Annotated in this window: 2 protein-coding genes; both read left to right on the top strand. The window is 51.5% G+C overall.

Annotation, left to right across the window (positions count from 1 at the left end; genetic code table 11):
• Nucleotides 1-7 precede the first annotated feature (7 nt).
• Nucleotides 8-3,553, top strand: coding sequence for a M26 family metallopeptidase (locus ACMP1L_RS01025; protein ID WP_418451740.1), 3,546 nt, complete (start codon nt 8-10; stop codon nt 3,551-3,553).
• A 7-nt stretch (nt 3,554-3,560) separates the two neighbouring features.
• Nucleotides 3,561-14,120, top strand: a complete 10,560-nt coding sequence (locus ACMP1L_RS01030; protein ID WP_418451741.1) for an MSCRAMM family protein — start codon at nt 3,561-3,563, stop codon at nt 14,118-14,120.
• The last annotated feature ends 210 nt before the right edge of the window (nt 14,121-14,330 follow it).

A 14,330-nucleotide genomic window follows, 5' to 3' on the forward strand; every position in this document is an offset into this window, starting at 1 on the left:
GGGATGTATGAGAACCAGCAAAAAGAAATTTTACAGGAAACGTCAGACAGCGTCTGCGATGGCAGTATTGCTTACCGTGCTTTCACCGGGAGTTTTTCCGGCCGGGATTGCCATGGCGGAAAATGCCGGCGGATGGATTCCGGAAGGAAGAGCCGGTCATGCAAGAGTAACCGAGAGTAATGGGAGTGTAGATTCTTCCGAAATATTGGAGGAAGTGTGGGATGAGGAAGAGCCGGAAGAGAATCTGGCAACGGCCTCTGACGCGATCCTGTGGTCAGAGCCTGCAACGCCATCCGATGCGGTACAGTGGTCAGAGCCTGCAACGCCATCCAATCTTTTGCTGTTGGCGGCACAGATTCCGGTAACTGGAGATCTGTGGGAGGACTGGAACGGCAATGTGAATTTTCCGGGAGAAGGAACAAGAGAGTCTCCCTATCAGCTTGAGACGCTTTCTCATCTGATGGGGCTGGCCGAGTCCGTTGCGGCCGGGAATGATTATAAGGGCTGTTATTTCGAACTGACGCAAAGCCTGGATCTTGGAGGAATTGCCATCAACCGCGGGGACTGGAATCCGATCGGCTGGTATCGCAGCCGCGCGGAAATGAGCGGAGAGGTTCCAACGCCATTTCGCGGGTATTTTGACGGATGCGGAAATACCATAACCGGATTGAAAATTGCCGGAGAGCTTGACGGAAAAACAAATCTGGGTCTGTTTGGCGTGATCGATGGAGGCAGCGTAGAAAATCTGGAAATTCAGTGTGACCAGGTGCGGGGGATGGATCAAGTCGGAATTCTGGCAGGAGCTGTGAAGAACGGCGCTGTGATCCGGAATGTGAGAGTATCCGGTTATGTGTATTCCGGACATAATGCGGGAGGTATTGCGGCAATGCTCTGCGGAAGCGGAAAAGGTACTTTGGCGGGAACGCAGCTTCAGGAGTCGGATGGATCGGTCATTGTGGAGAATTGCCGGGCAGAGGGGATTTCCATGAATGGCGCAGAGAAGGATGGTGCTGTGGGAGGTATTGCAGGATGTGCAAAGAAGGCTTACCTGATCGATAATGCAGTGATCACCCAGAACGGGGTGTCGGACCGGATCCAGGGGAAAGGATATGTAGGCGGGATCGCAGGAGTCATGACTTTAAGCGGTATTTATAATTCCTACGTGAACGGTACGATCGGTGGAAACGGAAGCTGTGCCGTGGGAGGTATTGTCGGAAAATATGAGAGCGGGAATCTGATACTGGCCCGCATGGCAGGAGCTGTTTCCAGAACCAACAACGGCAGTGCATCCCGGGAGGGAACCTTTGTGGGAACTCGTGACAGCAGCGCACGGTTTACTTACGGAACAGAGCGTGACAGCCGAGTTTCTTATCTGTTTACCAATACGCTGGCGAAGGCAAAGCAGGTGTTTGGCAGTACCATTGACGGGGATAACCGGTTTGCGGAGGATGCGCACATCGGTTACTGGTCCGATCTGGAACGCAAGTATAAAACAGTGGCGGGACAGATTGAATATGACTGTGGGGACCGATTCTTCTATGAAGAACTGGAAGATGGCATCCGCTATATTGTTACTCAGAAGCTGGGGCGTGAATTTACCATGGAAGGCTATAAAAAGGATCTGCCGTTTACCATGGATCATTTTGCACCGGGCTTTATGGGGGAGCCGACCAGAGGCTATCTGGTCTATATTCCGCGAATTGATGCCAGAAATGCAAACGGTACCTACGATACCGATGTGGCAGTGCTGTCTGCGATCTCATCTACAGGCAGCTCATACTACCGGGATATTGATAAAGATCACCCGTCTGCGATCAGGGCAGGGGGTGTGGTGACAGTGGCTACCGCACCGAAGAATACGGCAGAGGACCGTTACCAGATGGTGGTGGATCTCAATGAGACAGGAGGCGTAAAACCGCCAACTTATCTGGATGAGGACGAACAGGAACGGCCGATGCAGTATGTGAGCGGAGGTGCTTATTCGTTTATCATGCCGGAGTGTGATACAGAGCTTCGCGCGGAATATGAAAAGGTGACGACAAGGCTGACGGCAGATCCGGCCGAAACGCGGATTTCGGTTGTGCAGACTCGCAGCGGAGACCGCAAAAGCCCACAGATCGTGACAGAGGTAAAAAATGCGGAAGGAATCCTGATCGCCCGCTATGTGGACGGAAAACAGGATCACAGCGTAGAAGTGCAGCCGGTCCTGATCCATTCGGAGCATAACGGAAACGGGCAGACGGCGGACCGGACAGTGCGCTGGCTGGTCGATGATACCGATCTTCTGGAAAATCGTTCTGAGGCCGGTTATACCATGAAAGACGGACTGGTCATGCCCAATATGAATTCTGCTTTTATTACGAACATTGTAAACCGTGAAGTGAAGGCACAGGCGCAAAACCAGTACCGGGAGCCAATCCGCGATACGGTGTATACACGATATGGAGTGGTTTCCGCGGTGACCAATCCGGAAACAACGGTGAATCACCAGGCACTTTACGCAAACTGCCGTGTGACTGTAGAGTTTCAGATTGTAGATCTGACAACCGTACGTGTGGAAACTCTGAGCTTAAATCAGGATGAGGTACAGTTCACAGTCACCAGACGGCTGACCGGAAGCTGTTATCAGCCGACAGAATCAATCACGGTTTCAGAGCCGGTGGTGCTGACAGCCGGTCTGGAGCCGGAGCATCCGTTTTATGAGCAGGTAAGCTGGAAGGATACGGAGAGCGGAAAGAACCTTCTTTTAGAACCGTCCGGGGCGAACCGGCAAAACTGCAGGCTTACCCCGGTGTGGGATCCGCAGGGACAGACCAATCCGGCCTGGATCCAGAATCTGATCAACCGGGACCGTACTCTGAAAAAGGAAAAACCGCTGGAAAAGGTAAGTGGAACTGGCATTCTGGAAGAACTTGTGACTGCGGTCAGTGAAGACCAGACACATGGTCATATTCAGGCCGTGTGCCGCGTGAAGATCGTATTTGTTACGGTAGATGAGACTGTGCCGAGAGTCAGCACAGGCGGGTCTGGGGGCGGAGGCGGCTCATCCAAAGGCTCCGGGGGCGGTGGAGGCGGTTCTTCCACAGGGATTACTTCCGGCGGGGTAACCAGAGCCGCCGGTCCGTCAATGCCGTCCTATGTTGTGACAGGAACCTGGATGCAGAATGCGGCCGGACAGTGGATGTTTGCGGACAAAGAGCGCACTTACGCGAAGGAATGGGCAGCAGTGCATAATCCGTATGCCAGCACAGCAGACGGGCAGAGTGCGTATGACTGGTTCCGGTTTGATGAAAATGGTTTCCTGGTAACAGGATGGTATCAGGATACCGACGGCAACCGCTATTACCTGAATCCGTCCCCGGACGGAACTCAGGGGCGCATGCTGACGGGATGGAACTGGATCGATGGACAGTGCCTGTATTTTGAGGAGGAATCGAATGGAACACGCGGCGCGCTTCGCTGCAATGCAGTTTTGCCGGATGGAAAGCAGACCAATGAACATGGCGCATGGATTGTGAATGGCATCGTGCAGAGACAGGAAACAGGAGTATGAAAAAAGAATGAATCAAAAGAGAAAAACCGTGAGACAGACTGCGGCGTGGATTCTGGCGGTCATTATGATCAGTGGAAAACTGCTTCCAGCCATAACGATGCTGCCGTGGAAGGCGGAAGCGGCCCAGAAAGGAGATACCATCACGGCCTACGGGGCTGGTTTCCATCATTACTGTATTGACGGAGCCGGAGCAAACCGGGCGTTGATCGATGGAGACGAGTATGAGTATATTCTTCCTTCGGAGACATTAAGCCGGGAGGAAACAGCGCTGATATTCTGGGGGATGCTGACGCTGCAGGCCAGTTTTGGTAATGTGCCGCAGATCAATGCAGTAATCCGGAATATCAATGCGGGAGCTGCCGCGCAAGGCGTTCCGGCGATTACCGGCTTTGTTACAGAAGCGGATCTGAAATTGCTGATTCATTCGTCGGCAGTACGCGGAAAATATCCCTGGCTGAAAGCAGTGCTTGCCCGGGAGGAGACGTATCTGCAGATGGCTGGGCTGCTTGGAAGCGGAAATGCTGCATTGGGAGGAGATGTGCCTGCTGTGCTACAGGGGCATACCAATACCGGCAGTCCGGCACTCCTGGCTCCTTCCCAGAGCGTGGAGCGGCCGGGGGAATATATCCTGTCATTTGATCCTTCCGGCGCGGACTCAGAATTTATTCGTAGTGTTCCGCTGAAATTTTCCGCTACCGGTGAAGAAGGGTCATTCAGTGAGCAGATTCCGGGCGGCTGGATTTGCCAGAAGACGGATACGGATATCCGTCTGACCAGCACCGGAGCTGGCGGACTTTTATATCTGATGTTTGATGTGCGGGGCACCAGGTATGGGACCGGGGGCGGAACCTTTGCTTCTCCGGAAGAGGTGTATGAGCAGTGCCTGCAGATTTGGAGGTGCAGCCGCTGCGCGGGGACTCACCGCCAGATGTACAATGGCGCGGCACCGCTGGCGGCTCATCAGAGGCTGGTCTTTGTGGAGGTACAGGCACCGCAGCTTTGCTATTATGCAGGCGTTGGAGGAAGTACGCCAGCCGGGGAAGATGGCAGCATGGCATTTGAAATTTACCGCCATGAAGAGGATTGGACTTCTTCCTATAACGTCCGCCTGAAAAAGCAGGACCATGAAACTGGCGCGCCTCTGGAGAGTGCTGTATTTTCCTTATATGAAAGATTTGATGACAAGGATGAGATTCATACGGACCGGGATGGAGCTGCTTATATTTATGCCGGTGGAGCACCTTATCAGAGTTATCACCGGGATAATCCGGTGCTATGGGATGATTTCCAGTTTGTATCAGCTATGGTGACGGATACGAATGGAGAAGCAGAGAAAACAATAGAACATGGATATCATTATGATAAGACGTTCTGTGACGGGCACCCGGCACCGGTTTTTGTTCCGGTACCGGAGGAGGAAGAGGATGAGGAAACCGGAGAGATTGAGAATCAGGCGGAAATTGATGCGGCAAAAGAAGAAAACCGCCGTCTGGCAGCACTTTGGCTGAACACTTGCGCTTCCTGTGAAACCTGGGCTTCGGGAGAGTTTTCCGGTGTTCATTTTCACTGGTACATGCCGGAAACAGATCCAGGGGAAATCAGGAGCATCGCATCTTCCGGCGGAGAAGAAGGAGAGACGCCTTCGGCGGGCACCACGGTTTCTGCTGAAGCAGACCGGGCGTTTCGCGATTCTGGATGTGGTGAGGATACACAGGAAACGTATGATCATTTTATTGCGCTGCAATACAGCTATGCTATAGCGGAGGATACGGCCAGGGAAGGTTACACCCTTCATGGAAACCACCGGGATGATCTGCCGGTAGAAGTCATTACGACAGACGCTTCCGAGAATGGGGCAAATGCGCATTTTGCCGGGCTGTACAGTCATGAGATCCGGATCAGCGACCAGTTTTTTGCAGAGCCGGCACAAACAGTACGGGAAGCAAGGAAGCAGGGCAGCAGCGGAAGGCTGGTTTCAGAAACTGAAGTGCCCAGTGTGCGAAAAGAGAGGCGTTCTATCTGGCAGAAAATCCGTTCCATTTTTTTTCCGGTGCAGACGGATGAGGAACTGCTGATAGATGATCGAAGCACAGAAGCCGGTCAGGAAGCTTTAACAGAGTGGGCCAGTATGTCGAATGCGCAGGCAACAATGTCGAATGCAGCCCTGGCGAAGCAGGACTATATGGCTGTGTCAGGTCAGCAAGAAGAACACCGGAAGCATACGGCGACAGAATCGGATGCGGAAGAGGAAGGCAGATCTCCGGTACCGTGGATTTTGAGACTGGATTTTTCACGTGGTGGGGAGAAAGATTCCGGAGAGAAGACAGCAAAATCGTTTCATGGAGATTTTAAATCAGACATGAGAAACAGGGACGTGGGCAGTGCGGATCTTTTCACGGATGCTTATCAAGGTGCCTTACATGCGCCAGGAAGCGGTCAGAAGATTACGGCTGGTCCGGCGGACCGCTATAGTCATTGCAGTGACCGGGACGGGGAAGATGACTGGTGGCGGATCTATGATCACAGGACAGAAGGAGAGATCCATATCAATAAACGGGATATGGATCTGAAATCAGGTGAGAATGACCGGTATGATTCCTATGGAGATGCGCAGGGCGATGCAGTTTTGGAGGGTGCGGTTTACGGTTTGTTTGCAGAGGAGAATCTGGTACACCCGGATGGAAAAACCGGTGTGGTATACCAGAAAAATGATTTGGTGGCAGTGACATCCACCGACAAAAACGGAGATGCTTCGTTTCTGGCCTGTACAGAGGCACCGGGAAGGTTCTATAACTATGAAACCGGACAGATCGAAAACAGACCGGGCGGATGGAACCAGATGGCGCCGTCCAATCTTTATGCGCGGAATCAGAGCTTTGATGATTATACAGAAGACGGGCAGTACATAAGAAGCTATCCGGATTACCGTTTGAAAAATGGAAACTGCTGGATCGGCAGACCGCTTTTTATGGGAAGCTACTATGTAAAAGAACTGAGCAGGTCGGAAGGGTATGAACTGTCTGTAGGAAACAGAAAGGCTCCGTTTACCAATGCAGGACAGGAACTGGAAGCATCGGCAGGAACAGAACGGGAAGGTTATGCGGTGATCACGAAAGGCCTTTATGCGGAGCAGCAGGTACAGTCTGGTGCCAGCGGCGCTTATGGAGATCCGGCATTTCAGGAACTGTTTTTTCAGGTTTCCAGTGAAAAAAGCGGCGGATTTGATCTGGTATTTTCCGAAATACCGGAGGAAAGCAGGCTGTACCGGCTGGATACTCAGGTGAGGACAGAACCGGCCCAGATTGGAACAGGGCGTTTTACCGAGTCTGTGGAGACAGATCTGTTTGGCAGGCCGGTTTACGCTGTGACCGAATTTCAAGGCCAGTATCCACGTTATGATGCGGATGGAACATTGCTCACCAGAGAACGTCCGGTCAGCCGGTCGGTGACGGACGCAGAGTGTGCGGCAGAAAAAGAACTGGACACTTCCCGCTGTGAAGCACTGATGAAGCGGCCCGAAGAGAATTTGAATGAAGATACGGTGCTGGAAATTTTAAGGAAGCCATTTCAGATGGAACAGCAGAACTTTGTCAAACAGAAACTGGAACTGATTCTGCGGGGCAATGGAAAGGGAACACCGAAACTGAGCGGCACTTCAGGTACCGGTACCCGTTATACAACACTGGAACATCCGGTTTATGACACTGGATATCAAAGTGGAAAGGAGGTAAGCTTTGGATCTCCGGTTGTGACGCTTCAGATTCCGCGTGTCCGGGAGAACGGAGAGGAAGTAACAGCAGGAGAATTGCTGGCATCCTTGCTGGATTATTATCAGAATCATGCGTATTACTCTTATGGAGGCCTGGATGGGATCCGGGAATTGGAAGATGCGTGGGAGGTTTCGGTTTATGCAGGCCGCATAGGAAATCCGGAATGTTTTTATGTATCGGAGAATGAGAAAAGGAGCGCAGCGTTTTATCTGAGAGTTCCATATGTGCCGGAGGAGACTTCTGAAACACCCAGATATTGCTATGCCGTATATACGGGGGAAGAAGAACCGGAAAGTTTTGGCATTTACACCGGTTTTCGGGCTGGAAATGAGGCGGGTGAAGGATTGGAACGAGTCTCTGCAGTACTGGTTCCGGATGCGCAGGCTGATTCGGATGGAAGTCTGGTGACCCGCTGTATTTCGGAAACTGTTTACTATGAACCGGGAGAAATTCCGCTGGATGCGAATGGAAAGCGTATTCCGAAAATCTGCTATATGGAAGAAACCGTACCCGGTGAGACACAGAAATTGTATGGAAACTGGACTGAAATTCCGATAAACGGCCAGGCCGGAATCTGGCATGTGGAAAGCAGTTATACGGACTTCTATGGATCTTTGCATAATGATGAGCAAGGACAGGAATATCGCTTTAAGCTGGTATTACCGGGGCCGGAACAGGTGGTTCTGACAGCAGAAGAGGCGGCTATGCTTTCCGGAAACTGGGTTGTGGGGGATGTTATGGGCTGTGCTTCGTATTATCAGGCCGTGAAACAGGCGTCAGTGCGTGCGTGCCTGGATTATAAAGATGGAGCCACAGGAGAAGAAAACAGCTTTATAAAACATACTGTTCTGGTATATCCGGGACAGGAGGCGGTATGGCAGGATGGTCCTGGAAAACCGGGAAGCGGAACTCAGGCGGTTCCGGTGGCAGTAGAAGAGCGGAGTATCCGACAGAGAATCCGGGTGAGCAAGACCATTGAGAAAACGTCATACCGGAATACCAGTTCTTATGCGGATGTACACGAAGACTGGTGGACCAGACAGTATAACGGAAAAACGGCAGTAGAAAACTTCCGCTTTAAGGTATACTTAAAATCCAATCTTCAAAATCTGTACCGGAATGAGCAGGGAAATGTAATCTGGCAAGACCGAAAGGGAACGGAACGCACTTTTGAAGAACAGAAAAAGGCTAATGATGCATTTCCGGAACGGGTAAACCAGATCTATACCAGGGTTTTGCACCGCACCGACCCATTGTACAAAAATGCGGAGGATGCGATAGTCTGCAATACACAGCTTTATGCTTATCAGGATGGCCGGATTCAGGAACAGCAGGAACCTGGTGACACGGCACTGCTGGAAATGACGGAAGCGCTTGTGGAAGATGGAAAGACGGTAAGAACCACAATGCGTCCAAATTATAAAAAATTTTTTGACGCCATAGATACGGCAAATCACGACAAGTGGGATGACGCGGCGCCGACCTACACCAGCTGGCGGCCAGTGGGCAATGCAGTTAACCGCAGCGAGGATACGATCTGGAATACCCGGGCTTCAGATCGGGTACGGCAATTTGCCATTACCTGGTATCTGGATGATGTGGCAGCAAAGTTCATACAGGCAGATGGAAACAGTATCTCTGGTGAGACTGCGTTTTCAGATGAGATTCTGGACCGTGCGATGCGGGAAGCCATTGAGAAAGCGCAGAATTATTTAAAACCGTTTTTTGCCTATGATCTGGACGCGCTGTATGCCATTGCCTGGGATGAAGCACCGGGCGGCGGAGCAGACGGGGATCCGGCTACATTATCGGTGGATGTACCGGATCCGTCTGATGAAGAGATTTCTGAATATTATGGGATCTCAGCAATGCTTCCATACGGAACGTATGTGGTGGTGGAGCAGCAGCCAAAGGATGCCGGGCTTCAGGACTTTAAAAACAGACATTATGAAACAGACCAGCCAAAGGAAATCGAACTTCCAGCAGTTTATGCGGATGAGGCGAGCGCGCAGGCGTCCCCTGGAATTCTGGATCCGTTTTATCGATACCAGGCTTCTTTTAAAGCGTCGGAACTGGAACGGCGCTACCAGATCCGTTTTCTGGAAGAGTCCCGCGTACTTCAGGCTCATGGCAGCCGCGGGGACTTTGAAATTTATCCATATGGTCTGGAGATTGACCGGTTCCGGAATGGCGAGCCGGAAACTCTGGCGGCGGGCGATTTCGCGTCCCTGACCCAGTCGGCGTACCGCCCATTCCAGAACTACTATAATGAGGCGGACGATCGTACGGCGGTAGCTGTTTCGTATTATCTGAGTGAAGGACAGGACGGTCGGAAAGCTGTTTCGGAGGTATATCGTTACAGTTCGGTTTCTGAGCAGGCCTGCACGGCTGACAATGTCAGCTATCCGGGAGGCGAGATGACAGAGGATAATATCCCGGGAGCCTGGTATCGGGACCGGGTGCCGGCCATGCAGGGTTCGCAGACAGCCTATGACGGCAGGTATGCACCGATGCTGGTTCCGCATTCTGTGGTCATGGATGCAGAGAATACTTCCGAAGCTTCAGGATGTGGCAATGTCCGTTTCCGCAACCGGCTTTACACCGCCAGACTGCGCCTGGAAAAACTGGATTCTGAGACTCATGAAAATATCCTGCATGATGGAGCGGTGTTTCGTATTTACGCAGCAAAGCGGGATGATGGATCAGATGGAGAAGGAAGAGTCCTTTTCTATGAAGAGGACACCCAGATCTGCGGTTCAAAAGAATTTCTGACAGCAATGGGAGCAGCAAATATCCGGCCTGTCTTGAGAGATGGCGGTATCTGGAACTGGCTGGCCGGATTTTGGAGCGCGGGAGCAGGACGGATGGACGAAACAGAATCTGTGGCAGCAGCTGTTAACGGAGCGGAAGCGTGTTATACAGGCGTGGTACCGGCCGGAACTCCAGTATGCGATGAGTCAGAGCAGATTCTTCTGGGGGACCGGTTTGGTCTGCAGACGGGAGTTATGAAAGCATTTGCGACCGTATGGGATGGACAGCCGGCAGATGCTTCGGAGCATCAGCTGCAGACAGTTGGATATCTGTATACTCCACAGCCGCTTTCAGCCGGAACCTATGTCCTGTGTGAGACAAAAGCACCGGCAGGTTATGCCCGGTCAAAACCAGTGGCGCTGGAGATTTATTCGGATCAGATTACCTATTATCAGAATGGAGAACGGGACAGCCGGGTGATTTCTGCAATTTATGAAGATGCAGCTGATGAACAGACCACCTATGGGACCAAGCCGCAGGATCTGATTGATACAGCGCGCGTTTATCTGGAAAATGAGCCAATCCGTCTGCAGGTAGAAAAGCGCGCCATGCAGACAGAAGCCGGGGAGACTTTTTTGGAACGGGATGCCGGTGAAAAAGATGCCTCTGAATATGCGTCCGGTGCGCTGATGACGCTGTTTGACGCAATGTCTATCACGCCGTCCGGTGACTCGCAGGATTTTGCATATGAGGGACTGGTGATTTGCCGGGATGATGCGGGCCATGTGGAACGCATGTATGTAAAGGAAGGATACGGAGGAACGAAAACAGAATTTCTCCCGGAGCAGGATGAAAACGGACGGCTTTATACGGTATCCTGGCCGGCCGGTGTTGACCGTTATGGCGAGATCATTCAGGCAGATGGAAATGTCTGGGATTCTGTCACGGTCATGCGCCCGGATACGGATATTTTGTACTATGATTTGAGTGATCTGAGCGTGAAAATTACACCTCAAACCGATGGAAAAGATGGACGATATCAGGCTTTTGCCTGGAAAGGAGCCTCAAAATTCCTGGAATTTGAGGGTGGGGACCTGACGAAGATTACATATGATGAAAAAGATAAAATACTGACTCTGGATAAGGGAACCCATGTGTATCATTTAGGACGCGACGGAGCACGAGATGCACTGGTAGATCCGTATACCGGCATGGCGTATGTGGTGCGGGATTTTGACGGAAGCAACGGAAGCTGGGACCAGATCTGCGGCCGGGATGGAACCGGAGCCGGAAAGAAACAGGTGATGGTATGGCCGGTGAACATCCGCCGGGATGAGTATGGAAATGTGATTGCCAGAGATAAGATTACGACCTCTCGCATGGCAATAGTGGGCAGCGGAGAAACTGCGTATCTTACCGGCAGCTGGAAGTCAGATTCCGGAGAGGAAAGTCATCGGAAATCTTCTCTATCCAGAAATATGTACGGACAGAATCTGAATGATGAGATCCTTCTGGATGCTAATAATGGAAGTTTTGAAAAAACGATGAATCCGGTCTATGACCGGCATGGCCTGACAGACTATTATCAGAAAAGTGAAGAGCGCTATGATAAGGCAACAGAACTGTATGACCGCAATGGAGAGTTTGTGCGTTCCCAGCTTTCGGATAATCTGGAAGCGGACAATCATGATGCGTATGCAGTGCAGGAACACAGTATGCTGATTGATGAGGAGCAAACACTTTTTCATCGGAAGGGCGAGGCATATGTGGTGGAAAATACCTGGATTTCATCGGAACAGTATCCCAATGATCCGTTTACATCCGTAAAGACAGGAGGACAGGGGGATATTCTGGAACGGGTACCAGCCGGCTGCTATATCATGGAAGAACTGAGGGCACCGGAGGGCTTTGTCAAGGCACTTCCTATGGGAATTTCTGTGGAGGAAACAGCTGAGACGCAAACAATAACGATGATAGATGAACCCGTCAGAACTGAATTTACCAAGATAAGTGGGGGAAACTCAGCGTTTGATTGTGGATATGTTGAGAATGCGTTGCTTGGATTGTGGAAAGCGGAAGCCGAAAACGGAGAGGGGATGGAAACATCCGATCCGGTGATGGTCTGGACAACGGATGGAACACCGCATTGTATCACACATCTTCCCGTCGGAACATACATCTGGAAAGAAATTCAGGTTCCATCCGGTTTTGTTTCTCATGATCCGGTTTTGGTATCGGTGAAGGAGTGTTCAGAAATTCAGCAATACGAGATGAAGGAGGATTACACAAAAATAGAGGTAGAGAAATACTGCCTGGAAAATGGGAAAGACCGTGCAGACGGAGAAATGGCAGTAGGCGGTGCCGGATTTACTTTGTACCCGGCAAAGCTGGATGATACAGGCAGTGTTTGCTATGAGGAAGGGCGGCCGCTGTACGAGGAATCTTTGACGGTGGCGCATTGGATAACGGATGATGGTACTACCTGCCAGGCCTTCCCAGACGCTTTTGAAACCATGTATCTGGAACATGGGGCAAAACCGGGAAGCAGTGTGATGTGGGATGCCGGGGATGTTTTGTATCGGGCAGAATTTATGGCAGAATATCAGAAAGAGCAGATTCATCCAGCGGATCCAAAGCAGACGGTGCTTGTATACCGGATGGAAACAGGAGCTGTGATCCGGATTGGAGTCACAAAGGAAACTGATTTGCAGGCGGATCATCCGTATCGGTTTGAGTATCAGTTCAACTGGCAGGAGCTTTCGAATGTAAATGCCTATGCCTGCAGTTATCTGACAGTGGAAAACAGGCAGAGGCTGGATTATCTGCCCGCAGGCAGCAGCTATGTGCTCGTGGAAACAGAGGTACCGGCCGGTTTTGTGCGGGCACAGGATATGCTGATCACAGTAACGGATACGGGAGAAATTCAGTTGTATCGGGTGGAAAATGAAGAAGGCAGTCTGCTCATCTCAAAGGTGTATGAAAATGGGACAAAAGAACTGGCGGGAGCCAGACTGGCGCTGTATCGCGCAGATGAAACAGGCGGATTGACCAGGAACAGCCGTTATCTGTTTGATTCCTGGGTGAGTGGCAGCGACGGACGGTACACAGAGCTGGATGCTATCAACCGCAGGATCCCGCAGGGATATGCAGAAGGGGACTTAAAGCCTCACCGGATCCGGCATCTGCCGGATGGAATTTACTGGCTGGCAGAACAGCAGAGCCCGGCATATTACACCACCTTCGAGCCGGTGCAGATCCTGTATGAATGGCAGCCGGAAATCCGTGTCGTGCGGGTGAATGACAGGCCGGTGACCGGAACACTGAAACTGGAAAAAACAGATTCATCCGGTCGTCCTTTGGAAGGAGCGGTTTTTGAGCTGGAAGCCTATACACAGGCAGCAGGAATCCGGGAAGATACGGCAGAACCGGTTTTTCGGATGTGTTTCAGCGCGCCGGCTGAGCAGACAGGCCTGCCTGTTGGTGAGATTATGCAAAACGGCAGAATCCAGCCGTATTGGTATGAATTGCGGGAAACAGAGCCGCCTGCAGGCTATGCTTTAAACCCGGAAGTAAAGCGCTGGCAGTTTGAACCGGATATGGGAGCGGGGGCGTATGCGTGGGGGGAACAGGCAAAACATCAGGTTACGGTTGTGGACCGGAAAGAACCGGACACCCTCAAACCGGAACCAGAAAAGCCGGAGACGCCCAATCCAGATAAACCGAGACCAGAAGAACCGGATAAGCCGGAAGAAAAGCCAGGAAAGCCGGGCGGACCGGAGCATGAGAGTCCCCGGACACCGGAGCTTCAGCCGGTGCTGCGGATCGGCAGGATTCTTGCCTGGTACAGGCCATCTTCGCCGGACGGGGCGGCGTGGCTGTATCTGGGGCCGGACGGCCTGTGGAGGATCCGACTGCCGGCTATGGGAGATGAGCGGAAAACGTTAGTCTGGTGTTCGCTTTTTGTGATGTCGACGGCGTTTTTGGGTGCTTTATGCGGCAGGAAAAAGACGACAGAAGGCAAGAATACAGAAAACAGAACGAAATAAAAAACAAGATAAAAAACAAAATCAAAGGGCGAAAAGGTTTGGCAGTCCTTTTCGCCCTTTGATTTTGGGAATGGTAGGTATACAAAATAAAAGAAAATGTTTTAGGGGGGCCGGGCAGTTTCGGGCTGCCCGGTATGAGTATGAAAAAGCTTTGTAATTTCAAGTATGCACTTGAAACAAAGGTTCCATTACCCTTTCGGATAATGTACT

Origin of the sequence: Ventrimonas sp., from assembly GCF_048380235.1 — a bacterium.
In the GTDB taxonomy this organism is placed as follows: domain Bacteria; phylum Bacillota; class Clostridia; order Lachnospirales; family Lachnospiraceae; genus Brotaphodocola.